General features: G+C 57.5%; 32 protein-coding genes and 1 tRNA gene. 7 read left to right on the forward strand and 26 right to left on the reverse strand.

Annotated elements, in window-relative coordinates:
• The coding region (locus IKP20_03675; protein MBR4504055.1) for a hypothetical protein at positions 1–591 on the reverse strand (591 nt) is incomplete at its 3' end.
• Between the two features lie 292 nt (positions 592–883).
• Between IKP20_03675 and IKP20_03680 the strand changes: the two genes are divergently transcribed.
• Positions 884–1,540, forward strand: coding sequence for a DUF120 domain-containing protein (locus IKP20_03680; GenBank protein ID MBR4504056.1), 657 nt, complete (start codon positions 884–886; stop codon positions 1,538–1,540).
• Between the two features lie 33 nt (positions 1,541–1,573).
• Here the strand turns inward: IKP20_03680 and purQ are convergent, their stop codons facing one another.
• The 15 genes from purQ to IKP20_03755 all read right to left on the reverse strand — a co-directional run bounded on the left by purQ (position 1,574) and on the right by IKP20_03755 (position 15,126).
• Positions 1,574–2,392, reverse strand: a complete 819-nt coding sequence (gene purQ / locus IKP20_03685; GenBank protein MBR4504057.1) for a phosphoribosylformylglycinamidine synthase subunit PurQ — start codon at positions 2,390–2,392, stop codon at positions 1,574–1,576.
• Positions 2,389–4,719, reverse strand: coding sequence for a phosphoribosylformylglycinamidine synthase subunit PurL (purL, locus tag IKP20_03690; protein ID MBR4504058.1), 2,331 nt, complete (start codon positions 4,717–4,719; stop codon positions 2,389–2,391). The genes purQ and purL overlap by 4 nt, the downstream gene beginning before the upstream one ends.
• Positions 4,720–4,723: 4 nt before the next feature.
• Positions 4,724–8,197 carry a phosphoribosylformylglycinamidine synthase subunit PurS gene (gene purS / locus IKP20_03695; GenBank protein ID MBR4504059.1) on the reverse strand — a complete coding sequence of 1,158 codons (3,474 nt, stop codon included), beginning with the start codon at positions 8,195–8,197 and terminating at the stop codon, positions 4,724–4,726.
• The gene (locus IKP20_03700; protein MBR4504060.1) at positions 8,187–8,534 is read right to left on the reverse strand and encodes a hypothetical protein; all 348 of its coding nucleotides are present in this window, start codon (positions 8,532–8,534) and stop codon (positions 8,187–8,189) included. Before IKP20_03700 ends, purS begins: the two co-directional genes overlap by 11 nt.
• The gene (locus tag IKP20_03705) at positions 8,531–9,361 is read right to left on the reverse strand and encodes a sel1 repeat family protein (GenBank protein MBR4504061.1); all 831 of its coding nucleotides are present in this window, start codon (positions 9,359–9,361) and stop codon (positions 8,531–8,533) included. Before IKP20_03705 ends, IKP20_03700 begins: the two co-directional genes overlap by 4 nt.
• Positions 9,362–9,396: 35 nt before the next feature.
• A complete protein-coding gene (locus IKP20_03710; GenBank protein ID MBR4504062.1) occupies positions 9,397–10,938 on the reverse strand; it encodes a tRNA uridine(34) 5-carboxymethylaminomethyl modification radical SAM/GNAT enzyme Elp3 in 1,542 nt (513 codons plus the stop codon).
• The gene (locus tag IKP20_03715; GenBank protein ID MBR4504063.1) at positions 10,931–11,176 is read right to left on the reverse strand and encodes a hypothetical protein; all 246 of its coding nucleotides are present in this window, start codon (positions 11,174–11,176) and stop codon (positions 10,931–10,933) included. The genes IKP20_03710 and IKP20_03715 overlap by 8 nt, the downstream gene beginning before the upstream one ends.
• A 1-nt stretch (position 11,177) precedes the next feature.
• The gene (locus IKP20_03720) at positions 11,178–11,630 is read right to left on the reverse strand and encodes a helix-turn-helix transcriptional regulator (protein MBR4504064.1); all 453 of its coding nucleotides are present in this window, start codon (positions 11,628–11,630) and stop codon (positions 11,178–11,180) included.
• Positions 11,631–11,719: 89 nt separating this feature from the next.
• Positions 11,720–12,232, reverse strand: a complete 513-nt coding sequence (locus IKP20_03725) for a helix-turn-helix domain-containing protein (GenBank protein MBR4504065.1) — start codon at positions 12,230–12,232, stop codon at positions 11,720–11,722.
• Positions 12,229–13,113: an FAD-dependent oxidoreductase gene (locus tag IKP20_03730; protein MBR4504066.1), complete on the reverse strand. Its 885-nt coding sequence runs from the start codon at positions 13,111–13,113 to the stop codon at positions 12,229–12,231. Before IKP20_03730 ends, IKP20_03725 begins: the two co-directional genes overlap by 4 nt.
• On the reverse strand, positions 13,092–13,424 hold the full coding sequence (gene trxA / locus IKP20_03735) for a thioredoxin (GenBank protein ID MBR4504067.1): 333 nt from the start codon (positions 13,422–13,424) through the stop codon (positions 13,092–13,094). Before trxA ends, IKP20_03730 begins: the two co-directional genes overlap by 22 nt.
• Positions 13,425–13,538: 114 nt before the next feature.
• On the reverse strand, positions 13,539–13,703 hold the full coding sequence (locus IKP20_03740; GenBank protein ID MBR4504068.1) for a hypothetical protein: 165 nt from the start codon (positions 13,701–13,703) through the stop codon (positions 13,539–13,541).
• Positions 13,700–14,026 carry an HDIG domain-containing protein gene (locus IKP20_03745; GenBank protein MBR4504069.1) on the reverse strand — a complete coding sequence of 109 codons (327 nt, stop codon included), beginning with the start codon at positions 14,024–14,026 and terminating at the stop codon, positions 13,700–13,702. The genes IKP20_03740 and IKP20_03745 overlap by 4 nt, the downstream gene beginning before the upstream one ends.
• A complete protein-coding gene (locus IKP20_03750; GenBank protein MBR4504070.1) occupies positions 13,953–14,621 on the reverse strand; it encodes a tRNA (cytidine(56)-2'-O)-methyltransferase in 669 nt (222 codons plus the stop codon). Before IKP20_03750 ends, IKP20_03745 begins: the two co-directional genes overlap by 74 nt.
• Positions 14,622–14,625: 4 nt before the next feature.
• Complete coding sequence (locus IKP20_03755; GenBank protein ID MBR4504071.1) at positions 14,626–15,126, reverse strand: ArsR family transcriptional regulator; 501 nt, start codon at positions 15,124–15,126, stop codon at positions 14,626–14,628.
• A 225-nt stretch (positions 15,127–15,351) separates the two neighbouring features.
• Here IKP20_03755 and IKP20_03760 point away from each other — a divergent pair, with 225 nt between their 5' ends.
• The 3 genes from IKP20_03760 to IKP20_03770 all read left to right on the forward strand — a co-directional run bounded on the left by IKP20_03760 (position 15,352) and on the right by IKP20_03770 (position 16,287).
• Positions 15,352–15,516 carry a hypothetical protein gene (locus IKP20_03760; GenBank protein ID MBR4504072.1) on the forward strand — a complete coding sequence of 55 codons (165 nt, stop codon included), beginning with the start codon at positions 15,352–15,354 and terminating at the stop codon, positions 15,514–15,516.
• 437 nt (positions 15,517–15,953) lie between these two features.
• Positions 15,954–16,148: an ATP-binding protein gene (locus IKP20_03765; GenBank protein ID MBR4504073.1), complete on the forward strand. Its 195-nt coding sequence runs from the start codon at positions 15,954–15,956 to the stop codon at positions 16,146–16,148.
• A gap of 63 nt (positions 16,149–16,211) precedes the next feature.
• Positions 16,212–16,287: transfer RNA gene (locus IKP20_03770), tRNA-Asn, on the forward strand.
• A 19-nt stretch (positions 16,288–16,306) separates the two neighbouring features.
• Here the strand turns inward: IKP20_03770 and IKP20_03775 are convergent.
• From IKP20_03775 to IKP20_03785, 3 genes are all read right to left on the reverse strand, one after another.
• Entirely contained in the window at positions 16,307–16,639 is a 333-nt protein-coding gene (locus IKP20_03775) for a hypothetical protein (protein MBR4504074.1), read from the reverse strand.
• Positions 16,636–16,959: a hypothetical protein gene (locus tag IKP20_03780; protein ID MBR4504075.1), complete on the reverse strand. Its 324-nt coding sequence runs from the start codon at positions 16,957–16,959 to the stop codon at positions 16,636–16,638. Before IKP20_03780 ends, IKP20_03775 begins: the two co-directional genes overlap by 4 nt.
• A 378-nt stretch (positions 16,960–17,337) precedes the next feature.
• The gene (locus tag IKP20_03785; protein ID MBR4504076.1) at positions 17,338–17,556 is read right to left on the reverse strand and encodes a hypothetical protein; all 219 of its coding nucleotides are present in this window, start codon (positions 17,554–17,556) and stop codon (positions 17,338–17,340) included.
• Positions 17,557–17,642: 86 nt separating this feature from the next.
• Between IKP20_03785 and IKP20_03790 the strand changes: the two genes are divergently transcribed.
• Positions 17,643–17,780: a hypothetical protein gene (locus tag IKP20_03790; GenBank protein MBR4504077.1), complete on the forward strand. Its 138-nt coding sequence runs from the start codon at positions 17,643–17,645 to the stop codon at positions 17,778–17,780.
• On the opposite strand, the gene IKP20_03795 is transcribed toward IKP20_03790, so the two are convergent.
• The 6 genes from IKP20_03795 to IKP20_03820 form a co-directional block, all read right to left on the reverse strand.
• The gene (locus IKP20_03795; protein MBR4504078.1) at positions 17,767–17,985 is read right to left on the reverse strand and encodes a type II toxin-antitoxin system death-on-curing family toxin; all 219 of its coding nucleotides are present in this window, start codon (positions 17,983–17,985) and stop codon (positions 17,767–17,769) included. The two genes, IKP20_03790 and IKP20_03795, sit on opposite strands and share 14 nt — an antisense overlap.
• A gap of 178 nt (positions 17,986–18,163) precedes the next feature.
• Entirely contained in the window at positions 18,164–18,538 is a 375-nt protein-coding gene (locus tag IKP20_03800) for a hypothetical protein (GenBank protein ID MBR4504079.1), read from the reverse strand.
• A gap of 686 nt (positions 18,539–19,224) precedes the next feature.
• On the reverse strand, positions 19,225–21,420 hold the full coding sequence (locus IKP20_03805) for a leucine-rich repeat domain-containing protein (protein ID MBR4504080.1): 2,196 nt from the start codon (positions 21,418–21,420) through the stop codon (positions 19,225–19,227).
• Between the two features lie 143 nt (positions 21,421–21,563).
• Positions 21,564–21,731, reverse strand: coding sequence for a hypothetical protein (locus IKP20_03810; GenBank protein MBR4504081.1), 168 nt, complete (start codon positions 21,729–21,731; stop codon positions 21,564–21,566).
• A gap of 649 nt (positions 21,732–22,380) precedes the next feature.
• Positions 22,381–22,812: a hypothetical protein gene (locus IKP20_03815; GenBank protein MBR4504082.1), complete on the reverse strand. Its 432-nt coding sequence runs from the start codon at positions 22,810–22,812 to the stop codon at positions 22,381–22,383.
• A 10-nt stretch (positions 22,813–22,822) separates the two neighbouring features.
• Positions 22,823–23,158, reverse strand: a complete 336-nt coding sequence (locus IKP20_03820; protein MBR4504083.1) for a hypothetical protein — start codon at positions 23,156–23,158, stop codon at positions 22,823–22,825.
• A gap of 61 nt (positions 23,159–23,219) precedes the next feature.
• Between IKP20_03820 and IKP20_03825 the strand changes: the two genes are divergently transcribed.
• Positions 23,220–23,933, forward strand: coding sequence for an AAA family ATPase (locus IKP20_03825; protein MBR4504084.1), 714 nt, complete (start codon positions 23,220–23,222; stop codon positions 23,931–23,933).
• A gap of 86 nt (positions 23,934–24,019) precedes the next feature.
• On the opposite strand, the gene IKP20_03830 is transcribed toward IKP20_03825, so the two are convergent.
• Entirely contained in the window at positions 24,020–24,961 is a 942-nt protein-coding gene (locus tag IKP20_03830; GenBank protein MBR4504085.1) for a hypothetical protein, read from the reverse strand.
• Between the two features lie 105 nt (positions 24,962–25,066).
• Here IKP20_03830 and IKP20_03835 point away from each other — a divergent pair.
• A partial coding sequence (locus IKP20_03835; GenBank protein MBR4504086.1) for a hypothetical protein occupies positions 25,067–25,276 on the forward strand: 210 nt, incomplete at its 3' end.

The raw sequence follows: 25,276 nt of genomic DNA on the forward strand, positions 1-25,276 counted from the left end.
GAAGATCTTTCCGATGTTGTCGTAGTCGACCTTCATCATTTCGACGGTGCGGTAGTCGTTGGAAGTCATGGTGTTCAGCGACATGACATTGCATCCGTTGTCGTTCCAGAACTTCTCGCTGCCGAGCTTGGCGTCCTCCCAGGCGACCCAGCCGATGACGAGATCGGGCTGCCAGGACAGAAGCACATCAGACTGGATGTTTCCGGAGATGTTCTTGGCGCCGGCGGCGTCAACAGCTCCGATTCTTTTCACGAGCTTATCGTACTCCGATTGCACTCCTTCCCAAATCGGCTCCTCGTTGTAGTAGCACCCGACGATTTTGTCGCCGAGGCCGAGGTAGAGGAGAAGGTTCAGGGCCGTGTTGCATCCGCAGACGACCCTCTCGGGCATTTTATCAAAGGTTATGTCGGTTTTGTTGCCGTTGTAGTCGGTAAAAGTGGAGATTGTGACGCTCTGATAATCCGGATTGTCAGGTTTGACCGGATCTTTGGAATTGTTGTTTCCATTGAGCAGCACTGCTGCGCAGATACCGGCTACTACCAATATGGCGGCAACAGCTATCGCTATCATCGCATTTTTGGAAAGTGCCATAATATCGGTTGTATATACCGTCCATCCTATAATAATTTGAATGCTGGCCAGCCTTGTACATTATATGCACTAATAATGAGCATATAACGAAAATACTGGATTAATAGTCAAACTCCGTTGATGCCGCTCTGAGCTCCGGGGATATCGCAGCGCACTTCCCATACGTTCTGAGCATAGAACCGGGACGAACTTCATAAGATTCTGGACGTCTGAAAGGCCTGCGAATAATGCTTCTGGATGTTCTGATAACTGAACGACAAGTAAATAACGATGCCAAACATACCCAAATATCATGGGAAACAAGTACTCTTTCGCCCTGAGGAAGCTGGCCCTGCTGGGCGCCATAGACGACTACATAGCCGTCTCCTCACGTGAGCTCGGAAGCGTCCTGGAGATGAGCCAGCAATCGGCCTCCAAAAGGATTCTGGAGCTTCTGGACGAAAAGTACATCATAAGGGACCTTGGGGCCAGAAGGCAGCGCATCAAAATAACCCCCAAAGGGGTCGAGGAGCTGAAGAGGGAATACAACGAGTACCGCCGCATCTTCGAGCTCACCGACCAGGTCACCATCCACGGGGCCATCGCATCCGGGATGGGCGAAGGTGGCTATTACATATGCCAGGAAGGCTACATGAAGCAGTTCGAGGAGATGCTGGGGTTCACCCCTTTCCAGGGCACTCTTAACGTCGTCATCGACCCCGAAGACATAAGCAAGCTCGACATCGTCCGCAGCACCGCTGGATGCATGATAAGCGGCTTCACCTGCGACGAAAGGAGCTTCGGGAACGTCATAGCGTACAAGGCGAAGATACGCAACATCGATTGCGCCATCGTCGTGCCGGAAAGGTCCCATTACATGGACACGATAGAGATAATCTGCCAATACCACCTCAGGCGCACGCTGAGCCTGGAAGATGGCGACCGCGTGGACGTAAAAATCAGCCTTTGATCAGGAAAGAAATGGGGGATGACCCCCGGTTTTTCATCTCTTCTCCAGATATTTCATCACGGACTCGAAGATTATCCTGCCGTCTCCGACCTCCGAATCATAACCTCTGGTCCAATCGGAATGCGTGAAACGGGTCATTACCCTCTCCGGGTGGGGCATCATGCCCATGACGTTCCCGGCCGGGTTGCATATCCCCGCGATGTCCGAGGGGGATCCGTTCGGGTTCCATGGGTAGACCGCATCGGAGCCGTCAGGGCAGACGTACCTGAACGCGATCTGGTCGTTGTCCTCCAGTTTGGCGACGAAATCCGGGTCCATGCTCATGAGCTTCCCCTCGGCATGGGCGGACGGGATGGCGAGAAGCTTGCCCTGCGGGATGAGCGAATTGAACGCGCATTTGCCGCGGCTCTCGTTCCTCAGCACCGACGGCCTGCACTCGAACCTTCCGGAATCGTTGGTGTAAAGGGCGGCTGTGGGGCTGTCTGACATGACCTCATCGATCGCCGGGAGCAGCCCTAGCTCGACGAGGATCTGGAATCCGTTGCACACGCCGAGGACGGGCTTCCCTTCCTCGACGAAGCGCTTGACCTCCCCGCCCATGCCGGCTTTGATCCTGGCGGCGAATATCGCTCCTGCGCGGACGTAATCCCCGGCTGAGAACCCTCCCGGGAACGCCAGGACGTCATAATCCTCGAGGCTGCGCCTGTATCCGGCGGGAGCCTGGCCTATGAGCTGCTTCAGATGGACTTTCTCCGCCTGGGCGCCGACCATCTCGAACGCCGCGGCCATCTCGTCCTCGCAATTGGTCCCTTCGATCCTTATCACGCAGACCTTGACATCGTTGGCTTTCATTCCGAAGCGCCTCCCATAATGTTCCACATGGGCGAATTCCATGCTTTTATCATTTCTTCCAGCGGGACCGCGGTTCCGTTGTCCTTGATCTTCAGGCAGTCGCCTTTGGTTATCCCGATGGGGATGGCATCGGACCCCATGATCTCGGTGAATCTGATGACGTCTTTCCCGTCCACCTCCGCTATCCAGCGGCTGCAGCTCTCGGAATACAGCTTCCTCTGGACGGTAGGCAGATCGATGCCGCCCAGATCTATCTCCGCGCCTATGTTTCCTGAGACGCACATCTCTGCCACGGCGACAGCGATGCCTCCGTCGGAGCAGTCGTGGCAGCTGAGGACGAGCCTCTCATCCATCGCCTTGAGGAGATTGGCCATCTTCCTCTTCAGGCCGGGGATGTCGACCTCTGGGACCGCGCCCTGCTCACCGCCGAACTTCCTGAAGAGAAGCGACGCTCCCATCTCGTCTTTGGTCTCTCCGACGAGGAACAGCACGCTTCCGAGCTTCTTGAAGTCGGCAGTGACAGCTTTCCTGACGTCGTCGATCAGACCGCATCCGAGGATCATCGGAGTCGGGAGGATGTGATGCCCTCCGGGGGCTTCGTTGTACAGGCTGACATTGCCGGATGGGATCGGGATTCCGAGCTCTCTGGCTATCTCTCCCAGACCTCTTACGGCCTCCCTGAATTCCCCGAGCCTCTCAGGTTTCTCGGGATTGCCGAAGTTCAGGCAGTCAGTGAATGCGTTGGGTTTCGCGCCCACTGCGACGATGTTCCTGCAGGTCTCGTCGATGCACGCCATCCCGCCTCTGTACGGGTCGGCCTCGGTGAACCAGGGGTTGCATCCGATGGCGGCGGCGAGGCCCTTCATCCTTCCCGGGACCGGCATTAGCACGGAAGCGTCTCCCGGCCCGGCTCTGTTCATCTCGCCCACCAAAGGATGGACGGCAGTTCCGGCGCGAACCTCGTGGTCGTACTGCCTTATGGCCCACTCCTTGGAGGCGACGTTCATGTCTGAAAGCAGAGAAAGTATGACCTCCGAATCGGAGGGAAGCTTCGGGAACTTCTCGGCGGCTTTCGTGGATACTTTAGGCTCGACGTACGGCCTGCTGTAGACGGGGCCTCCGGTCAGAAACTCCAGATCCATGTCGAAGATCGGTTCCCCGTCCCAGAACAGGCGGGTGCGCTTGAGGTCGGTGGTCTTCGCTATCGGCGTGGCCAGAACGTCCCAGAGCTCGAATATCTCCAGGACCTCCTTCACGTTCTCGGGCTTGCAGGTGCACATCATGCGCTCCTGGGATTCGGAGACCCATATCTCCCACGGAGCCAATCCGGGCTCTTTGAGCGGGACCTTCTCCAGATCCACGTCGGCACCGCATCCTGCGTCCAGCGCCATCTCGCCGACGACGCAGCTCAGCCCGCCTCCGCCGAGGTCTTTCATCCCGGTGATGAGATGCTTGGCATTTACTTCGAAGCACGCGTGCATGACCGGCTCTTTCGTGATGGGATCCCCGAGCTGGACCGCTCCCCTTGAATCCTCGTCGGAAGTAGCGGTGAGATCCGCGGAAGCGAAGTTCACTCCGTGGATTCCGTCGCGTCCGGTGCGTCCTCCGATCAGTATCATAACCTCTCCGGGGCCGCCGGCATAGTTCTTGGCCAGATCCTTGCGCTTGACTATTCCCAGGCAGGCGACGTTGACCAGGCAGTTTCCCGTGTATTTCTCATCGAAGAAGAATCCGCCCGTGATCGTCGGTATGCCTACGCGGTTCCCGTAATCCCTGATTCCGGAGACCACTCCGCTCACGAGATATCTGGGATGCTTGATCCCCGGGGGAAGCTCCCCTTTGCGGTCTATCGGGCCGAAGCAGAGCGGGTCGGCAAGACCGATGGGCTGGGCTCCCATGCATACCACATCCCTCAAGATTCCGCCTATCCCGGTTGCGGCGCCTCCGTAAGGCTCTATCGCGGAGGGGTGGTTGTGGCTCTCGATCCTGAGCGCGTACCCGTAATCGTCGTCAAATACCATGACGCCGGCGTCGCCCCTGGAAAGGACGTCATCGCGGTCGATCCCGAACACGAACTCCTTCAGGATGGGCTTGGAGCTCTTGTAGCAGCAGTGCTCGCTCCACGCCTGGCCCAGAGACTGCAGCTCCACGTCGGTGGGGTTCCTGCCCTCAGATTTGAAATAATCGCGGATGACCTTCATCTCATCCAAAGAGAGCGCGAGGGACATCTCGGATGATACCCTCATCAGCTGCTCGTCGGAAGCCGAGAGAATGTCGACGTCGTACAGGGAGAATGGGACGTCGCGTTTGACCATTAGATCGGACATCTGATCATCTCACGGTTACCTTGTAGCTCTGGACCACAGGGTTTGCGAGAAGCTTCCTGCACATCTCCTCTCCCGCCGCGACCGCGCGGTCCGCGGGCATGTCCAAGTCCACTTCGAAGAGTTTGACGGACTTCACGCCGCTGATGCCTTCGAATCCCAGCGACTCCAGAGCCTTCCAGGTATTCTTCCCCTCAGGATCGGCCACGCCTTTCTTGAGCTCTATCCTTATTTCGATGACTGTCATTGGCTTCGCTATCGCTTGCAACCAATTAAAGGATTGGCCGCGGCTGGCGCAGGCTCGGCATCGCTTCCATATCAGCGTTCCGGCGGGGCCGGCGTAAAGATCTGCGGATACGATGTCCATGATCTTCCCTTTCGCTTTCGAATAGACGGCCACGTTCAGACCTCTCTGCGGGACGGATATGGTCTCCTCCCCGACCGTGAACTCGGAATGGCCCTGGCTTTCCGGGCTTTCGTATCCGAAGCTCCCTGCCCTGAATGCCAATTCCCCGGCGGTTAGCTCCGCGGACACGGCTTTCCCGACCTCGGAAGACGAGATGCCGGCGGAAAGGTCGGATACCATGGCGAATCCGCTGCGGTACGGGATGGTTTCTGGAACCTCTCCCAAGAACTCCGGGAACTTCACCGCGTCCCAATGGGCGGACGCCTCATCGGACACGGACAGCATCACGATCGCGTCGAGCGAGACCGTGCCCAAGCTCTCCAGATATTCGGTCATATCCTTCGCGCCTTTGAGCCTCCCATACAGCTCGGTGCCGATGTCGCCGGACATCACCAGAGACGCGAGAGCATCGATCTTGCCCTGCAGATCGTCGCATCTCTTCTCCACGCCGCGGCATCTGTCCCTGAAATAGGAGAACCCGTCGTTCCCCAGATTCGATTTGTCGGCCGCATCGAGCGAGTCCGTGAGCCATTTCTGGGTCTTCTTCCTCTCGCGGGTGAGGATCTTCCTGACCGCCTTGTAATCGATGGGATTCTCCAGGGCTTTGAGCGCGGATTCCGGGTCGTGCGGATCCACAAGCCTGTCCTCTAGCCCGAACATCCTCAGAAGCGAGGCGACCCTGGAAAGCCCGCGCCATTGCCATGTCTCGTACACGGCAAGGAACTGCTTGCCCAGGATTATGGCGAAGCACAGCCCGTGGAACGAGTCGGTGATTAGAAGGTCGCAGCCGTCGATGTGTGCCAGCCATTCCTCGACGGTCGGGTCCCAGGTGGCGCCATCGCGGAGTTCCGCGGGTACATTGGCCTTCTTCCGCAGAGCGTCGTACATTGCGCAGGTGCTTTCCGCGCCGATGCGCCTGCGGGCCTCCTCCACGAAGTCACGGCGCTCTATGGTCGGATCCAGGATGTAGCTGCAGACGTAGCTGCCCTTCGGAACGCGGGAGCGAGTATTGGAAGCCATTTCCCTGTATTCGTCCGCGGACATCAGGAACACCGGATCCAGCACGTGGGTGGATTCGATCCCGAACGCCTCCTTCATCACTTCGACCCCGCCGTCCTCCCTGCACGAGATGCGGTTGAAACGGGACAGGAAAGTCCCGGCTTTGGTGCGGACGTCGCGGTTCTCGGTGAAGCTTCCCTTCCCGAAGGAAACCGCGCAGCCGATCTTGTACTTGTCATCGTCCACCCAGAACATGCACGGGTAGTACCTGTTGCCGACGAGGATGTTGTCCCTCAGCCACTGGTCCGAACCCAGAACGAAAGTCCTGCACCTGGCGTTGAACTTGGGAAGCTCGTCCATGGACTCTATCCCGGGATCGACGTCCGCTATGTTGTAAGGATAATTCAGGAACCCACCGAAAGTGTTGGAAGACCGGTTGCTGATCATCAGGACCGTCCTGCCCGTGCCTTTGATGGCTCTGTACAGCGAATAGTAGGTGAGACAGTTCCCGTAGTTCCTGTTGTACATGCCCACGATGCAGACGTCCGCCTTCGAATCGCACAGATGGGCGACGGCCCCGTTGAACCCGTGCTCTTTAAGGAGGGCGTGCCCGCTCTTGTAAGTCGAAGGCTCGTAAGAGGCATCCTTGGCGATTCTGTTGCCTTCGGGCGAGAAATTGGGTATGGCCTCGCGCAGGTCCGAATCCTTCATGCACGACTCGAAGAAAGCCTTCCCTCTCTCGCTGTTCAGCAGGACTATGCTGGGGCCTTTGCCCTTCCATTCAGGCTTCTTCTTGGCCAGCCCCCAGAAATCCCCTATGGTGATGTCGCCTTGGCGGGGAATGCGGGCGAATCTGCAGTGCTTGCAGGAATCCTTGGCCAGCATGCAGTTTCTGAAGGCTTTGGAATAGGCGTCGTTGTTGGGGGTGCGGAGCTCGGAGGTGCCGTCCTTGAGGCGCACGGTATGCTTTCCGGATTCTCCCTTGACCGTGCGGAAAGTTATGCTCTCCACGTTGTCCAGGCCGAAATTCTCGTCCAGATACTTCAGGAGGGCGGTCTGGGGCGGAGTGTAATAGCACAGAAGATCGACCAGGACGAGATTGGGATAGCCCTTGCCCAGATACCTTTTCAGGCCGGCGATCTGGCACGGGAGCCCGGTGTAAAGGACCTTCCTCCCGCTTTCGAGATCTTCCCTGACCTCTCTGAACGACAGCTCGGTGCTGCTCTGGACGTATTTGGAATGCCTCATGGGCTCCACGCCGGGCATGTCCTCCGCGGATCCTATGGACACCGTGAAATCGGGGTTCCACACGGCGCCGTAGACCTTTCCGCCCTCGGAGACGGCTTTCTCGGCGAGCCTGAAGAAGGCGCCTCCCGAACTGCTCCCCTCGATTTTCCCGCCGTCCGCGGCGAAAGCGTAGCATTCGGGGTTGGAATTGCTGTAATCCGGGTCGATGACTGGGCAGGCTTTCACGCATTTCCCGCAGGACACGCAGGCTCTGCGGTTCACAACGGGCTTGAGGAAGCCGTCGCCGTCGTAGGCCATGGTTATGGCGTCTTTGGGGCAGGCGTTCCTGCATGAGCCGCACCCGGTGCAATAGTAGTTGCTGCCGATGGAATACTGGTCGGCCTTCTCGAAGATGTATAGGCAGGTGGAGGTGGGATCCGCGCCCAATTCCCTGCATGTCATTATGAAGCCCAATCCTGTGAGAGTAGCGGACAGCTCTTCGGCCGGGATGCGGTCTCCGGAAGAGCAGAATATGAAGCGCTCGGCATTCCGGGCCATGGATTCGACGGTCCCTGCCAGGCTCTTGAATTTCCCCATGTTGCTGCAGAAGACTGCGGTGACCTTCTTGCCCTCCTCGATCCCGTCGAAAGCGGTCCCGGCGGCGACGGATTTCATGCCCGCCTTATGATATGCGACCGGGATCGAGCTGGCTATCGTATCTATCTGGGGGCAGACGTCCAGGACGACATCTGAAGGAGAAGAGAAACGCTCCTTAATGGCGATGGCAACGCGGTAAGCGCGGCGGCGCCAGATGTTCTCATTGCGGATCTTCGTGAATTCAGCTGCCATATTGCCCCACCATCGGCCTATCGGCCTCGCGCGAATGATGGGTCGCATAGTATAATAAATGGCAGATGCGGGATCGCTCGCCTTTCCTCTTGCGCTCTTCGGCGTAATCCTCGTACCTTTTCGTGGTGGATTCCAAAGGCCTCACCATGATCACGGCGTAGATGAGGACCACGAACGTCAGCATCCCTGACAGAGCTACGCTGTACAGCACGAACGAATCGTACGGCATCCTCCCGGAGTGGCTCTCGAGAATGACCCATATGAACACCGCTATGATTGCTATCGTTGCGGCCACCGCGACGGCGGTGAGTATGCGCTCGCCTTTGGCCATCGTCATGATTTCTTCCTGCCCTTGCCCATGGAGGACTCCGGGACCGGCTCCCCCATGCTCTCCAGACGCGCTATGGCATCCTTGTTTCCTTTGCGGGCCGCTTCGGAATACAGCCTGACGGCTTCCGCGCGGTCGGACCGTTCGATGGTGATGGCCAAACGGACCATGGCCTTGGAATAGCCGCCTCCGGCCGATTTCCTCAGGTATTCCATGCCCTTGCCCATGTCATCCATCTCATCCATGTAAATCTCGGCCAGACGGCAGAGCGCACGGGGGCTGCCCGAACGGGAAAGCCATCTTTCTGCCTCGGCGAGATCCTTCTCCGTCCCTCTCCCGCGCATGTAGCATTCGCCGGCGTTGGTCATCCCCCTCTGACATCCGGCCTCGGCCGAGCGGAGATACCATTGGAACGCCTTGAGGGGATCCTCGTCCACGCCGTTCCCGTAATCATACATGACGCCTATGTTGCACATGGCCCGCGGATTGCCCATCTCGGCCGACTTCTCATAGAGCTCAGCGGCTGCGGCCTTGTCCTTCTCGCAATTGAGGCCGACGGCGTGGCAATAGGCCAGATTGCGCATGCCGGACGGGTCTCCGGCTTCCGCCGCGGAACGGAACAGACAGATGGATTCTTTCCTCTGAGCTTCATCACCGTCGGCATAGACGTCCCCGAGAAGGACCATCGAATCGGCGCATCCGCGTTCGGCATTGGAACGGAGAAGGGAGACGGCTTCCGAGGACAGCGGATCCCCTTCCAGAAGAATCAGCGCGCGATGGAATCTTTCGCGTACTTCCGGGTCGAGATGAGAGGAAACGGATGGGTAATCCATCATGGGCAGGTGATTCCTTTTCGCCGTTAAAAAACTAATCAAAGGTCTTTGACCATGTACGGGAACTCTTCATGATACCCTTTGGATGCGTAATAGCCTCTGGCTCCGGCCGCGCATGTGACCCTCAGCCTGGGACGTCCGGCTTCCTTCGCGACCCTTTCGGCCTCGGACAGAAGAGCCCCTCCGAATCCGCGGTGCTGCCAGCTGCCGTCGCCGCCCGGGACTGCCATCTTCCCGAACACCTTCAGCTCCCTGAGGATGGCGTCTTCGCATCCGCTCAGCCTGAGCCTGACATAGCCCACAAGCGAATCCTCGTATTCGTAAGAGATGAAAAGTTCGGTTCCATCCGAAGCCCCGTATTCCAAGGTCTTCAGCGCGATCTTCGACGGGTCCTCCAGAACCGCGCCGGTGTGGCCGACCTCGCGGCAGCGTATGCATCTGCAAGCCCTGCCCTCAGAAGCCATCCTGTCCTCCACTATCTGGCGCAGATTGCTCTTCAGAATTCCGGCGGTTATCTGCGGCACGGGGATGTCGCGCTGGATCCTCTGTATCCTGGCGTACTCCGGCACCTCGGATTTCATGTCTGAGATCAGGGCGGCGGCAGTGTCCACGTCGTACGGCTCATACTCCCCCGACTCCCACATCTCATAAAGCTTGGTGCCGCTTATGACCAGTGTCGTGTAGATTTTGAGCATATCCGGGCGGAAATCCGGGTCGGAGAAAACCTTCCTGAAGCATTCCATGTCCTTCTCCGGATCCGACCCTGGCAGCCCAGGCATAAGATGGTAGCACAGAGCTAACCCGTGCTCCCTGCATTCCTTCGTGCATCTGCGCACTTCCTCTACCCCGTGGCCCCTGTCCACTCCTGCAAGAATCTCATCGTCCAATATCTGCACTCCCAGCTCGGCTCTGGTCGCACCCAACGCCATCGCCCTTTCGATCTGGGCGGCGTCGAAGACATCCGGGCGGGTCTCGACGGTCATCGCTACGCATCTGTGGTCCGAGCTCCCGTTCAGCCTCTGGGCTTCTTCCAACGAGTCTGAGTCCCTGCCGTTCAGAGCATCGAAGCACCTGCGTACGAACCATTCCTGATACTCCGGGTCCCTGCAGGTGAACGTGCCGCCCATGATTATCAGCTCGATCTTGGCGGTGTCGTGACCGATGTCCGAGAGCTGCTTTATCCTGTCCGATACCTGGAGATACGGGTCGTAACCGTTCCTTCCAGCGCGCCTGGCGGCCGGCTCTTTGCCAGTATAGGACTGGGGAGAATCGTTGGAGACCCCTCCCGGGCAATAGGCGCATTTGCCGTGGGGGCAGTCGCAGGGGGACGTCATGACCGCGACGGCGGCGACCCCGCTCATCGTGCGCATAGGCTTCTTCAGGAGCAGCGGAAGCAGCAGGCCCCTGTCTTCCGGCCTGACTTCCGCCAGGATCTCGGAGTTCGGCGGGACCCCCTGAAGGCCGTATCTCTTGCAGAGCTTCAGCTTCAGGTTCTGCAGCGATGCCCTGTCCCGGATTTCCCCGGACTTCGCGGCGGCGATTATGTCCGCGGCCAGATCTGCGGCGCGGAGGTCAGCCATAATACACGTTTCCGACGTCTTTCTGGGGCTTCTCTTCCTCGGGAGCGTCCCCTATGAGGTCCATGTATTGGATCGCCGTAGAGTTGATGTAACGCATCACGCCGTCGTCGAGCTCGAACGCCATCGCGGTACTCCCTCCCATGACGGTGATGCCTTTGAGCGTGCCCTCGGTGATGCCTTCCTTCCCGTGGTGGACGATGAATCTGGATCCGGGCGTTATCGCATATTTGTCTGCCATGTCATAACCTCTCGGACATGAGTTCCTGGAAATGCGCGACCGTCATGCGGTAGTTCTCCATCGCCATCTTCACGTTGGACTCCGCGAAAGCCCAGGCCTTGGACAGGTCGCCGAACCTTATGCGGTATCCCTTGCGTTTCTGGCCGTCGCATTCGACGTCTACCGTCTCCAGAATATCCAGCGCTTTGAGCTTGTTGATATGGCGATAAATGGTCGGCTTGGTCGTCTCCAGAAGCGCGGCCAGCTCCTCCGCGGACCACGCCTTCGACGGGAAAGACATGAAATAATCCATGAAAAGGCGGTAAGGGACGCTTTCCTTGACCCCGGACGCGTTGGTCCTGGGATCGTATCCCTTGGGCAGATAGCCTATCTGCGTCAGGAACGTCTCCGCCACGATGTCCGGATCTGAAATCCCTACGAGCGGCGTGTTGCTGACGACCTGCATCTCGAACAGTGATCTCACCTAGGAACCGCGGATGCCGTGCCATGTTTTATTTTTTTAGGTCGGAGCGCAACTAAAAACGGGAGAATGGGGATTGGGAATCAGATCGAAGTCATCAGCCTGTCCACGGCGAGTATGACGCTCTCCGTCGGTATGACGCGGGACACCGGTATCGCCAGTATCTTCTCCACTGTCGGCGCGACTATCGGTGCGCAGACGACCCCCAAGGCGCCGTCCCTCTCCGCGCGGACAGCGGCAATTATGGCATCCTCGACGGTCTGGACGGGATATTCCTTGACGGTGACGCTCATGCCGTTGAAATCGACGGATTTGGGCAGGTTGTCGACCACGTTCGTTGAGGCTATGACGGCGATGAAACGCTTGGACTCGGGCTTGGACAGCACTTTCAGGGCCTTTATCACCTGGCGGACGGTGCGCAGATTGGGCTCCCTGCGGTCCTCCAGAAGCTTGTACATTGTGCTCTGGGATATCCCCGCCTGCTGGCAGAATTCGTTGAGGGAGATGTCGAGCTCGTTCTCGAGGATGTCGCGGAAGGCCTTCTGGAATCCGCCCTCTTCCCTGAGCATCCCGGAGATCAGATCGGATACCGTCATTCAGCTTTCCTCGCGTAATCTGCGGCGCCGGTTCCCGCGATGCAGCCCTGGCCCACCGCTTTGGCGACCTGCCATGGCCTCCCGGTGACGTCTCCGCATGCGAACACTCCCCGGACTTCGGTGGAGCAATCCGCCCCGACCCCGATCGAATCGTCGATCTCCGGCATGACGCCCAGATCCATCGCTATGTCGGCTGACGATCTTGCCCCCAATTCTATGAAGACCCCGTCAACGGCTATGATCGTGCCGTCCTCCAAAACCAGGGATTCGACCTTCCCGTCTCCTGCCACGGCTTTGGGCTTGGAACGGTGCATGACGGCCCCGGCGTCCTCCGCCTTCATCGCCAGCGTTTCGTCCGCCTTCGGGTCCCATACAATCCAATGGGTCTCTGCGGCGTAATGGGTCATAAGCTCCGCGGACATGGCGGCCTCAGAATCGTTCCCGACCACGGCGACCCTGCGCCCTTTATAGAAATTGCAATCGCATGACGCGCAATAGCTCACGCCTTTGCCGTAAAGGTCCTTCTCGCCCGGGATCCCGAGCTTCTGGCGCGATATCCCCGTCGCGATCACGACGGATTTTGCCTCGACCTCGGTCCCGTCCTCGAGAACGAATCTGAACCTTTTTCCATCGGCGGAAGCCGACACCACGTTCTTGCCCAGGAAAACTGCGCCGAAGGATTCCGCCTGCGAGATGCCCTCGGCTAAGATTCTGTCCCCCGGGAGGGCCCCGGTCCCGAAGTAATTCTCTATCTCAGCCCCGAACATGGAGCTGGACGAGCTCTTCCCGGCGACCAGCACCGAGGATTTCTTCCTAGATGCGTGGATGGCCGCTTGGACTCCCGCGGGCCCGGACCCTATTATGAACACGTCGGCGTCCATCGCTGCAGCCCGAGCGCATCGATGATTGCCTCTTTCGGCCTCAGCCCTACGAGGGAATCGGCGAGGTTCCCGTCCCTGAAGATCAGAAGGGTGGGGATGGCGCTGATGCCGAATTTGTACGCAATGTCCTGGTTGTCGTCCGTGTTGAGCTTGGCGACTCCCACCTTTCCTTCGAGATCGGCCGCGAGCTCGTCGATTATGGGGCCCATCCTTCTGCAGGGCCCGCACCAGGGTGCCCAGCAGTCGACGAGGGCCACGCTGTGTTCTTTGACGAAGCTATCGAAATTGGATCCGCTCAGTTCGGTTACCATGTGTCTCGGACCTCAATGCGTATGCACCGATAAAAAGGCATGAGTCTGAACAGATTCTATGTCGCAGAATGGATGAGGGAGCCGAGGGGATCCCCCGGTACCCGCAGATGTTTTTCAGTCGTATTCGGGCATCAGAGACATGCACTTCAGCCTCGGGTACTCCCCGATCTTGCCGATGATGCAATCCAGATCCTCGCCGTAAAGATCGGAAAGCTCCATGTGGAGCAGCTCGATCCTTTCCGCGCCGCGGAAGGCCCCTTTGGCGGCAAGCTTGTTCACCGAATGCTATGCGGCACCACGCGGTTGTCGCTGACCAGGTTGTCGGCGTGCGCCACGATCTTCTCCTCCAGCGTCCGGGGCATATAATCCCCGGTCGGGAGGCCGAGCTCCTCCACGTCCACCGCGTCCAGGCCGGCGCCGGTGTGCTTGCGGATGATCTCGACGATCTCCTTCGGAAGCCCCAGGCCCTCGGCTATCTCCGCCCCGATGCAGGCGTGCATTATCGAGTGGTCGACGGAGCGGCCTATGTCATGCAGAAGCGCGCCCGCTATGACCAGATCCCTGTCGGCCTCCGGGATGCGGGATGCCATCTCCTCCGCCACCGCCCTGACAGTGCAGCAATGGATGATCACGCGCCTCTTGCATCCTTTCTCGATGAGAAACCTCATGCATTCGAAATCGGTCGGAATTCTCGACAACCGTCTTCCCCCTTTCGTTGGGAACCACCGTGATCTTCCCGTGGCGGTCGGAATACAGGGCCTTTCCTTCGGTGAGGCGGTCCAGGAATATGGCCAGAGCCGCTATCTCCGAATGGGGCTGGTTGCCCACCGAGATGTTGAAATCCGCGCGGTCGTAGACTTCGCGGGGCACCTTCTCCGCCCCCACGACTATCATGAGATTCTCGTCGCGGGGTATCTTGGGGAGAGCTTCGTCGACCCTCTCGCCGTACATGGTGAGATGGATGACCTTCCCGTCGAATCCGCGGATGGCGTCCTGCCATCTGACCCCGGTCTTTATCTGGTAGTCCCCGCCGAACCTCTCGGCCACGCTGCGGATGTTCTCCTCCAAGACTTCGTCGTGGGTATCGACATAGATGCCTCTGGCTCCGAGGGCTCTCGAAGACAGCGCCACATGCGTCGTGACGCGCTTATCCCTTTCTGGACGGTGCCCTATCCTCATTATCCAAATATCGGGCATGGAATTACTCTTCGCGGATGAGCTCTATCCTGTGCCCGTGGTAATCCATCTTCACCGATCTGCGGACCAGACTCTTGAGCATGGTCGACGAAAGCCCCAGGGATTCCGCCACGTCGCCCGAGAATACGCCGTCCTTCCCGACTTTCTCCAGGATTTTCCGCTCGATCTCCCCGTATTCGTCGTCGCCCATCATGGCCGCGGTCAGAACGTCGCTGATCTCGTAAACTGGCCACTGCGCGTTTATGCTGAAAGATGTGTAATACGTATGATACGATTTCTCCGGATACCCGCCGTCTTTGGACATCCAACGGGTCTCCACCAGTTTCATCTTCTCGAAGAAGACTATGGCATCCCTGCCTTCGGGACCGTATTTCTCTGCGATCTCGTCGGCGGTCCTCCACTCCAGTGTGACCTCTTTGAGGACGTCTCTTTTCACGGGTGTATCAACGGACCTGAGCATAGGGACCAGCTCAGAAGGCTCATTGATCACCTTGATTCTGTTCATAAGTGCTAATGGGTGTAGAAACTATAAATAAGATAGGAGAAATACGAGCCTTTTACCCAGTAGGGCATTCGGCAATTGTCTACATTTCCGAGATTTTTCTGCCCGTTCAACCCAATGCTATATTCATTCCAACAAAGATCGAAATCCACTGCCAAAAAAGGCGGATGGCCGGTGGAGAGAGCTTCTGTCCCAACATTTATTAATCTGCCTTGGGATTCAGTCGCAATGACAGACCAAAAAGCCGAAACGGCCTGGAAATGTCTCGGATGCTACAGGACCTACAAAGGCCCCAATGCAGAGGAGAAGGCCCGCGCATGCTGCAACACCATCGCGCAGGGGGTCTACATCAACCAGACCAGATGGGGAAAACACAAGTGGTACGGGCGCTGAGCCTGCCTGCCGCCGCAAAAACAATCCAGGCCACCTGGCTTTCTCGGGCGGCCGATTTAACATTTCATTTCAGCAAAAGTGTTAGGCGAACCGTTATTTCGGCTGACTGTGAATATTCGGTGCCGATCTTTTTGGCCGCATTCTCGTGGAACTGCGATCAGTCTTGACATACTAACACACGAACTGCGTGTTCAGCACAGGTTGCGTTTAATATAGATGTTGAAATCCAAGAGCAATTTCTACTCTGCTGACATAGGCATAAGAAGAGCCGTTATGAATGGAGAACCCGCCACATAAGCAGGCCGCTGGAGAACAACGTATATATGGAGCTGCTCAGGAGAGAGTATACGGTACGTGTAGGCCACTGCAAAGATTCAGAAGTCGATTTCACTGTTACGGATTCGGAGAGTGTCGAGCACTATCAGGTCACTAAGACCATGATGGCTGACGAGACCAGAGAAAGGGAACTGAGACCTTTGGAACGGGTGAATGTCAACTACCGCAGAACGGTCCTCACAATGGATCGTTTCGGACTCGGTTCGTACAGCGGCATAGAAGTGGTCAACGTCATAGACTGGCTCTGCGACAGATTAATGGAATCTTCATTGGTGGGCAGAAGATTGTCTGCCTGATTCCAGAGCATCAGTTTTGACATAAAATATTAATATAAGCGTTTCGTTCACGCACTTACACAAGCCGCTGTAGCTCAGTAGGTAGAGCGTGTGACTGTTAATCACAAGGTCCTCGGTTCAAATCCGTGCGGCGGCGCCATTTTCCTTATGATTTATATTTAGACGAGTTGGATTCTTTCGGTAATGCAAGAGACATCCAGCGAATTTTTCTCTAGTTTTTCTCTAGTAGATGTCTGAAGATGCTCCGAATCGTGGAAAATATCGAAAGATGCTTCGATACGATTTGTATCGCCTGACCCGGTTTTCAGGAAATGGCTCGGCAGCTCGAGATACTCCTCATACCTCGTCTGGATCTCATTCTTTACAGAGAGGACGGAGTCCATGTAGGCCGCATCAATGTTGTCGTCGGCATGGCCGACCAGGCGGGACATCACGTCCTTATCGGCCCCTAGAACCACGCGATTCACGGTTATGAAGACGTGCCTTATCATGTGGGGGTCACCCTGAACCCAAGTCTCTTCGACAGTGATGCGGTGTGCGAAGTGATGGTGTCGGGAAACACTGGATTTCCCGTGACGGTGGGCGACGGGAAAAGATACCCCTCTGACACCCCACCACATTCCCGGTTCCATTGCATGATGAGATCCCGGAGGAAAGCCGTCATGGCATATTTCCGCCTGGAATGGATGGACTTCGGATCTTTCACGAGGATCCCCTTGCCAGGAAGGCTGCGGACCGCAGAATCGATGCGGATGTACTGTGCTCCCAGAAGCTTCTCCCACCTCAGAGCAACCACCTCCTCGCGTCTCATCCTCTGGCTGAAAAAGGCAGGGAATCAGATTGGCGAACGGCGGGCCCGCGATGAAAAATAATCGGCACGCTGTTCGATTCATTTCTTCCCACGATTGCAGAAAACATCGTCCTCCTCGTCCCATCCGCCGGGACAATAATGGCTCATCCGCCACCTGCCCTTGGCGACGTCTTCCTGGTGGGAGTCGACGTAACCCTCGATTATGCGCAGGAGGACGGTCTAAGCATGCGCGCGCGTGCATAAGCCTCTGTCGGAATTATGAGTTGCATAAAAGATCGTTTTGAAATAATGAGAATGATGAAATCGATTGCGGGACGTGAAAAGCCCGCAGGAATATCTCCATGTCGTCGCGCCTGGTGCCCCGGGTGTACTGGATTATCATTGCGGCACCCCCGCCCAGACGGTGGCCAGCGCGGTGAGGAGACATACCAGCCCGCGGCAGTAGTGCCGGAACTTCAGGGCGATCGCCGCCCCCACTATCTCCCCTGTGAGCGCCAGCGTCAGCCAGTTCGTCTGCAGGAACTCGATTATGGGGGACAGCGTGTCCCAGGCCCCTGCCACGGCTTCCGCCGTCTCCTCGATCTCGGTCGCATCCATGTTATCGATTCCCGAATGGTTTTCGGCATTTCATTCGCTGTTAATCTTCCGACAGGTTTTTTAATCGCGCAGGCGCTGGCGTATCCATGGACAGGAAATCCACGGCCCCGGATTCCAGGGACGTCCCCCCGTTCGGAGGGCTCGAATATGGTATCACGGACGAGGAGATCGAGCAGGACATGAAGCGCTACGCCTACGTGTTCGAGAACCTCAAGAAGTGCTGAGATGCGAGCTGCGTCTCAGCCATTCTTCCACTTCCTCCCTGTCGTAGACCCCTCTCGCGACGTCCCTCACGAAAAGGAGCGTCGCGTCGTTGTCGTTCAGTTCGTACCCTCCGCTTTTAAGTAGGCGAACGGCAAGCTCGAAGGCGGTCCGCTTGTTCCCCTCGATGAACGGGTGGAAGTTGGCGACGTAGTCTATCGCCAGCACAGCCTTGGAGATGCAGTCCTCGCAGTATTCCAGGCGGTCGTAGAAGCCTTCGACGGCGCCATGCTGATCACCGCGTCTTCGAGCCCGATCTCGCGGGCCTCCCCCGATTTGGTGATGAGGGCCCTGTGTAAAGAGATGAACGCAACGACAGAAGATTGGGAGACTGTCTGCTTGGCCCTCAGGGAACCTCGCGGAATGCTGAGGAGTCTCTCGAGCTACATGGAGCCCGCGGGATGGACGCCTCCGATATCGAGATCGCCATCGAGGCCCTCGACAGGGCGAGCATAAACGCGAGGAAGCGCGTGCTGGAAGTGCGGTGATGGGCGACGATAGCCTGGACCAAGGAGTTCATTGACGGCGAGCTCGGAGCGAGGAAACTGACCGAAAAGGAATCCACGGCGGAGTTCGAGGCCCAGGTGAAAGTCAGGGGCGCGGCTTCGGTAGTGATAACGATCCCGGCGGGCGTCACGAGGGAACAGGGTTTGGACGTCGGCGATACCGTGAGAGTCAGGTTGAAGAAGATCTGATGGGCCGCATTCTGGATATCTGGCATAACTCTCTGGCTTCGCCAGAGGGACATCTGCCCCCTCGTATTACGCTTATTTAATCGTTCATGTCCACGGATCGCCCCTGGCCCGTTTTACGACTATTTCTGCTTTCCATTGATTTCTCTGCTCTGGCTATCTGCTGCAGATCTGCTGGGATGGGGGCGGAGAGAACTGTTGAAGAATTGTTGAAATAGGGCCAGAATGCGAGGAGCACGGACAGACAGACAACGGCCCCCTTGCGCCTGCATATATATCTATCTTTGTACCCGGTTTTTCAGGGGGTTTTCCGGGCGCCGTTGGCTCCACCCGCTCTCCCGGGCCCCGGTCCCGGCCCCGCGATCGGCCATGCCTTTTCCCCTGATTTAGAGCGGGACCGTCTGCGTCCTCCCCGCCCCATCCGCCGGGGCGGTTCCGGCCGCCGGGCCGCCGCGGAGGGGTCCAGAGCCGCGTATCACGGCCAAAGAAGGCTCCCGCGGGGAAGCGCTGTTGGGAACTGCCGGATTCTTTGGGAGTGCCCGTGCCGCCCTCGGCGTGAAGCCTAGAAGCCGCCAGGGAGGAGGCGGCCGCGGGAATATCAGAGCAGGGAGCGCAGATCCGGAGGAGAGGAGAAGGCCGGGAAGGCGGCGCGCCCTTGGAGGGCCGCCTTCCGCCGCCGAATCGGGTTTCTGCCGGGGCATCCGGCCGTCCGGGTTCAGTATTCCAAACTCAGGGCCTTGCCCTCGCCGGTGAAGTGATGTTTGCCGAGGTTCTCGGCGGTGGCTTTGATCTTGTTGTCACTGGCGTCATAGAAGGCGTATCCGAAGAACGCCTTGGGGTCGACGGACTTGAGTGAAGAGCCGAAGACGACATCCCGCAGGTCCGTCCCGCTGAACGCGCCGTAGCCTATGGACTCGGCGCTGCCCAGGTTTGCTTTGGTTAGGGAACTGCAGCAGTAGAATGCGTGCTTCCCCACGGATTGGACGCTGAAGAGGTCTATTCTAAAAAGGGAAGAGCACCCGCTGAACGCGCTCGTTCCTATGGATATGAGGGAGCCACCGTTTGACACGGTTTCCAGGGCCTTGCACCCGCTGAACGCGTACGATCCGACGGAGGAGGCCCCGGCGAGATCGACATGAGTCAGATTGGGGCATCTGGAGAAGGCCCTGTACCCGACGTCGGCGCCGATGGTGACGGATTCCAGTTTGCCGTTCCCCATGAAGGCCTTGGAGGCTATGGAGGCGACCTCCCACTCGAACCCCAGATAGGATATGGACGCGGGGATTACCAGCTCGGTCGCGCTTTCGTCGGCGATGCGGACCGCGGACACGGTCATGGCGCCGTCGTTGGATGTTATCCTGTACTTCACGTCCCCGCTCACGATGGTCCCCCTGAGGGGCGGGACGTATAGATCGAGATGCCCGCTGCCGTCCCCGGTGAACTTGTGGCCCGCGATGGCATCCCCGACGGCCATCACGGCGCCGCCGTCGTAGAACACGCATCCATCGAACGCGTATTTCGCGACGCTCACGAACTCCGCGTTGAACACGGCGTAGGTGAGGCTGTAGCAATATGCGAAGGCAAAGTCATCCAAAGAGACCGTGCCGCCCGAGAACTTGAGGCACTCGAGGGTGCTCCCCTCGAAGGCGCTGTCCCCGATCTTCGTGACGGAGGCGGGGATCTTCACGTAGCGGAAGTACTTGCCGTCCTGGCCGCCGGCCTTCAGTGCGGCCCCGGCGCCGTAGAACGCCCCGGCGGCGATCTCGGCCACGCCTTCGGAAAACACGACCGTCTGCTTGGCGGCCGGGAACCTCAGGAGCGTCTCTCCCCCCTCGCCGTAGAGGACGCCTTCGACGGACTCTAATGTCATGTTGCCCGGGCCGACCTCTATCTCCTCGAGATAGGGGCATCCGAGGGCGTTGAACCCTATTTCGGTGACGTGATCGCCGATTGTGACCTTCTTCGCCGTGGCGCATTCCGCGAAGGCATATTCGGCGATCGAAACGGGGAAGTATTCCTTGCCGTTGCGCGCTACGGACGAGGGCACGGCCAGGATTTCCGGGCTCCCCTCGAAGCCTATGGCGGAGACCTCGTTCTCGGGGAGCACTTTGTAGTGCACGTAATCTTCGGTGAACACCTCGTAGAGCATGCCGTCGCCGTCTCCCACGAACTCCCTTCCGCGGAGGGAATCGGCGTCGAGATCAAGCTCCGTGTCACCGCTGTAGAAGTGCACGCTGAAAGCGCCCCCTCCGACGCTCCCCAGAGAGTCAGAGAAAATGATGTGCTGAAGGAAGTAGCAGTCCCCGAAGGCGCCGACCCCCACGGATCCGGCCGAGGGCAGGTACACAGAACTCAGGGAGCCACAGTTCTGGAAGGCGCCGACCCCCACGGATCCGGCCGAGGGCAGGTCAACGGTCTCCAGGGAGCCGCAGCCCCGGAAGGCGCTGCCCCCCACGGATCCGGCCGAGGGCAGGCTCAACGACCTAAGATCGCAGCCCTCGAAGGCGTGTGCGCCCACAGCAGTCACAGAACCAAGGGCAGCGCTCCTTAGATATTTGCAGCCCTCGAAGGCGTAGTCCCCCACGGATGTCGCCCCCGGCAGATCCGCGGTAACCAGCGACTCGCAGCCCTGGAAGGCGCTTTCCCCCACGGAGGCCACCGTCCATTCGTCCCCGTTGTAAATCACGGTGCCGAAGACCTGGCGGATTATGCCGGAATGCCCGGTTATCCCTGCGAGACGCTTTTCTGCGTCTACCACTTCGTATTCGATGCCGTCCGCAGTGAATTGGTCTGGACTCGCCTCTGCGCCCTCCGCGAGGGAGACGGCGGCCAGGACGGCAACCAGCGCCAGGGCGATCGCGGCGGCCGGGGCCCACCGGCTGCCCTGAAGATCGGATGGAAATGACCACATGGGAAATGCTACGTTTCATGCGCTTTTAATTGTAGCGCAGCGCGCCAGCCCCGCAGGATCGGCGCGGGTTCGGCCGCTCCGGAACGGCCGAGAAAGAAGACATCCGCATGCGCCCGGATGCTCGGCTTGTCGGCGCGGGGATGTCAGCACAGACCCGGGACGGAGAGGATGGCGGCGCACCCCGCAACCCAAGGCCTCTCCCCGCCTGAAAGATCGGCGACGAACGACGGCCGCCATCTTCCTCCGATGAGCCTGATGAGAGATGGAAGGTTGGGCAGATTGGGAGGGGAGGGGAACGGGCGGCATGGCATCGCCGTAAGTGCCTCCGGCGAAAACCGCTGCCGGAACCGATTGTATCGCCCATGCCGATAAATTTATCCTTTCGATCTGCCGACGATGCCCCCTGTTTTTCTCTGGTTTTTCTCTAGTCGGTTATTCCTCTACTTTTTCTCCGGAAGATAACTGACGATAATCCGTGAAAAATGGACCTGCCGCCCAATGTTTTCACAGGATTGTCGTCAATCAAAAGCGTTTCTTGCCGTTGAAGGTTTGTGTAGCTGACTGTTAATCACAAGGTCCTCGGTTCAAATCCGTGCGGCGGCGCCATTTTCCTTATGATTTATATTTAAACGAGTTGGATTCTTTCGGTAATGGAAGAGACATCCAGCGAATTATTCTCCAGTTTTTCTCTAGTGGATATATCAAGGTGCTCCGAAACGAAGAGCACAGCGAGCCCGTGTACGCCACCATAAAATGCGAGTTCACGAAAACGAGGAAGGTCGTGAGCAAAGTGCCGGACGTCAGGTTCTCCAGGCTGCCGGAGCCCGTCGACAATATCAGTGCGGAAGAGCCGCAGAAGGGGGATGCGGACCCCGAAGCCGATCACGCGCCCGAAGGGTTCTGCATCCGCTGCAGGAAAGCGGTCGGCACGGATGCCGGAATCTACTGCTGCGGACCGTGCTACAGCATCTGGAGCCGGTACAACAACCCGAACTGCCAGGAGAGGTACTGCCACATATGCGGCAGGCCCAGCCGCACCGCAGCGCACAAGCCTGTCTGCGCGGGTTGCTTCCGGAATCGTCCGATGCCATCAACACAAGAAGGACGCCGTCGCCAGTCAATCCTCTCGTCGGGGTCCGGGTATATCGGCTCATGCCCGTGGAAGAGATCCCATCTGGCCTCGGCCTCCGCGGCCTTCTCCTCGGCGGACGCTATGGCAGCCAGGACGTCGTCCTCCGCGATCGAATAGGCCTCCGCCAGGGACGCGACGGTCTCGTTCCTCTCCCTGCGGAGGTACGCCCTGGCCTCGAGGAACGTGCACCCGGCGATTTCCTGCAGCAGCCACAGGCGGGTGCAGTACCTGACCTTCCTCTCCCTCTCCTTCTTCTTCATTGAATCCCCCTCAGAACCACTGATATACCTGGGATTCCCAATAGTTGGGCTCGAACTTGCCGATGTACTTGGTGAGGTCGACTCCGAACAGCAAAGACTTGAAGTATTCGAACCAAGCCATATACTCATAATAGTCTATGCCGAAAATGTCCTCAGAGAAATCCGACGGCATTGTAGCCCTCAGCATGTCAGCCCCTATGAACGTCGCCTCCTCGAACGTGAGGCCCGCCTTCTCCTGCAGCGCCCAGAGGAGGAGGGCGTACTCCTCCTGGTACTCGTACATCGGGTAGTCCGACTGCTCGGGCCTAAGAATCAGGTCGTGCCTGATTTCGCCAACTATTCTCAACTCCCCGTCCGGACGCTCAGCTCTTTCTTTCAAAGAAGAGTACTTTGGTTGGGACAAAGGAGTGAGATCCCCTGTGAAGGCTCTCCCCAACCATTATGAGTCCGAATTTGACAGAGAAACCGGGAACAGAATCGAAAGCTATATAACGCCGATACTGTCGGCAGAGAGATGGAAGGTATACCACTTCCACGACACCTCCTGGAATTCCGGCATGAAACAGGACCATGACACATCCGATTCCGAATATCTTCAAAACGACGCGGCAAACATAGCCCCGTTTCTGTATATGCTGAAAAAATCCCGCCGCAGCAATTACGATGACATAATGAGAGCCGTCAAAATGGTCGCGCCATACATCAAAGAATTCGTGCTTGAGCCTTCTTCTGCAAATCATGACCTGATCCGTCTGAAATGGATGCAGAACGGATGCGATGAGGTCTTCGGCCCGAACCAGCTGTCAGACGGGACACTGCGTTTCATATGCCTGGCGACGCTTCTTCTGCAGCCGCCCGAGCTGCAGCCTTCCGCCATCATTCTGGACGAGCCGAAGCTCGGCCTGCATCCCGCCGCGATATCCCTCTTCGCCGAGCTGGTCCATATGACATCCCAGAAGAAACAGATGATCATATCCACGCAATCGCCGGACCTTCTCGATGCCTTCAACCCGGACGACGTCATAGTCACGGAAATGACCCCGGAAGGGACTGCGTTCGAGCGTTTATCCTCCGGACGCCTGGAAGAATGGCTGGAAGATTGCTCTCTGAGCTCCGTCTAAAAAATACATTTTCGGAGGCCAGCCATGATACGCCTATATGTTTACTGCGAACGAACTGAAATATCCGCCCCGGTATTTTTCGTTCATTATTTAGAACCAGCATCGCCAAACTCCTCAATCAGACTGCTCAGAAAAGCCTGGGGCCTGAAATCTATCACGCAAAACACCGATGTGTTCAGAACCCATACCTGCCTCTCTTTCAACCACATCTCCGTCTGAAGACGGCAAATCCTGCCCAGATCAAAGCCGATCCCATATTCTTTGCCATCAGGAACATTACCCTCCCCACCCAGTATTTTGTCAGCTTTCAGAAGGTTCAGCAACACAATCCTGTCGAACGAGCGCCTGTCCACCTTCCCCAGATCTTTGAGGCTATTGCTCCCTTCCTCGCCCACCAATCTCTTGTAATCAGTGATACCGTCCTCTCCGACCATCAAGCCAAGATAGTCGCATGACCACAGATCCCGGATGTGTTTCAGAGATTCCATCATTGGATAGTTGATGTACAGCTTCCCCACATCGGTCGATTCGCAGAACACCTCCGCAAGTTGGACCAACTTCTCGCCGTCGAATAAACTATCATGCGGATCTATATCGAACACGAGAAAGATGTCGGTGAATTTCCTGTCCAGAACAGACTGGTCTTCGCTGGTTTTGCACGCTCTGAGGACTTCCATCGTATCGATCTTCTTCAGGCCCGCCATCTCCATTGATTTGATTATTTTATCAACAATAGCTTTGCCTTTGGATGATAGTTCATCATAATCGAGCAAAACATTGTCATCACCATTTTCAGGAAAATCAACAATAGGTGTTTTTTTACCAAACGGACGTAGATTATTAGTGGCATAAATCAGGTGAATGCAATCGGGGTTATCAGAGGAGGAAAGGGTACGAAGCGCATCTTTAAAATCCGGAATTGCCCGAGAATCCTGGTCGTCTATTCCACAATATTTAGCTTGTGAAAAAATACGCTTGGTGATGTTATACTTTTTAGTTGATATTTTATATTTATACTTCCATCTCATTCTAGTGGTTAAATGGGAGAACGGGGCCCAAAGCAAAAGTATACGGATGTATCCTGTCCCAACGAAGAATGCGAGTATTACGGAATCCTCGGTGAAGGCAACATCGTGGCTAACGGCACGTATAAAACTAAATCAGGAACCGTCCGCAAGTTCAAATGTAAGGCCTGCGGTCGCGTGTTCAACGACCGCACTGGCACTGCTTACGAATATACCCACCTATCCAAAGAGGAGCATAATTTGATCGTTGCCTGCCAGGCTAATGGCCTTAGCGTCCGGAGGACGGCCGAAGTTGTCGGATGCACTCCTAAGACCGTC

Source organism: Candidatus Methanomethylophilaceae archaeon, assembly GCA_017524805.1.
Classification (GTDB): domain Archaea; phylum Thermoplasmatota; class Thermoplasmata; order Methanomassiliicoccales; family Methanomethylophilaceae; genus Methanoprimaticola.

Coding starts and splice junctions, on each gene's coding strand:
- IKP20_03700 (MBR4504060.1), bottom strand. CDS start 8,534: ATGACGATGGCCAAAGGCGAGCGCATACTCACCGCCGTCGCGGTGGCC.
- IKP20_03775 (MBR4504074.1), bottom strand. CDS start 16,639: ATGATAAGGCACGTCTTCATAACCGTGAATCGCGTGGTTCTAGGGGCC.
- IKP20_03830 (MBR4504085.1), bottom strand. CDS start 24,961: ATGAGATGGAAGTATAAATATAAAATATCAACTAAAAAGTATAACATC.
- purL (MBR4504058.1), bottom strand. CDS start 4,719: ATGTCCGATCTAATGGTCAAACGCGACGTCCCATTCTCCCTGTACGAC.
- IKP20_03715 (MBR4504063.1), bottom strand. CDS start 11,176: ATGGCAGACAAATATGCGATAACGCCCGGATCCAGATTCATCGTCCAC.
- IKP20_03725 (MBR4504065.1), bottom strand. CDS start 12,232: ATGACGGTATCCGATCTGATCTCCGGGATGCTCAGGGAAGAGGGCGGA.
- IKP20_03710 (MBR4504062.1), bottom strand. CDS start 10,938: ATGGCTGACCTCCGCGCCGCAGATCTGGCCGCGGACATAATCGCCGCC.
- IKP20_03680 (MBR4504056.1), top strand. CDS start 884: ATGGGAAACAAGTACTCTTTCGCCCTGAGGAAGCTGGCCCTGCTGGGC.
- IKP20_03810 (MBR4504081.1), bottom strand. CDS start 21,731: ATGCCATGCCGCCCGTTCCCCTCCCCTCCCAATCTGCCCAACCTTCCA.
- IKP20_03755 (MBR4504071.1), bottom strand. CDS start 15,126: ATGAACAGAATCAAGGTGATCAATGAGCCTTCTGAGCTGGTCCCTATG.
- IKP20_03815 (MBR4504082.1), bottom strand. CDS start 22,812: ATGAAGAAGAAGGAGAGGGAGAGGAAGGTCAGGTACTGCACCCGCCTG.
- IKP20_03765 (MBR4504073.1), top strand. CDS start 15,954: ATGATGGCTGACGAGACCAGAGAAAGGGAACTGAGACCTTTGGAACGG.
- IKP20_03785 (MBR4504076.1), bottom strand. CDS start 17,556: ATGGATGCGACCGAGATCGAGGAGACGGCGGAAGCCGTGGCAGGGGCC.
- IKP20_03780 (MBR4504075.1), bottom strand. CDS start 16,959: ATGAGACGCGAGGAGGTGGTTGCTCTGAGGTGGGAGAAGCTTCTGGGA.
- purQ (MBR4504057.1), bottom strand. CDS start 2,392: ATGAAAGCCAACGATGTCAAGGTCTGCGTGATAAGGATCGAAGGGACC.
- IKP20_03805 (MBR4504080.1), bottom strand. CDS start 21,420: ATGTGGTCATTTCCATCCGATCTTCAGGGCAGCCGGTGGGCCCCGGCC.
- IKP20_03790 (MBR4504077.1), top strand. CDS start 17,643: ATGGACAGGAAATCCACGGCCCCGGATTCCAGGGACGTCCCCCCGTTC.
- IKP20_03705 (MBR4504061.1), bottom strand. CDS start 9,361: ATGATGGATTACCCATCCGTTTCCTCTCATCTCGACCCGGAAGTACGC.
- IKP20_03730 (MBR4504066.1), bottom strand. CDS start 13,113: ATGGACGCCGACGTGTTCATAATAGGGTCCGGGCCCGCGGGAGTCCAA.
- IKP20_03760 (MBR4504072.1), top strand. CDS start 15,352: ATGACAGACCAAAAAGCCGAAACGGCCTGGAAATGTCTCGGATGCTAC.
- IKP20_03750 (MBR4504070.1), bottom strand. CDS start 14,621: ATGCCCGATATTTGGATAATGAGGATAGGGCACCGTCCAGAAAGGGAT.
- IKP20_03800 (MBR4504079.1), bottom strand. CDS start 18,538: ATGCCAGATATCCAGAATGCGGCCCATCAGATCTTCTTCAACCTGACT.
- purS (MBR4504059.1), bottom strand. CDS start 8,197: ATGGCAGCTGAATTCACGAAGATCCGCAATGAGAACATCTGGCGCCGC.
- trxA (MBR4504067.1), bottom strand. CDS start 13,424: ATGGTAACCGAACTGAGCGGATCCAATTTCGATAGCTTCGTCAAAGAA.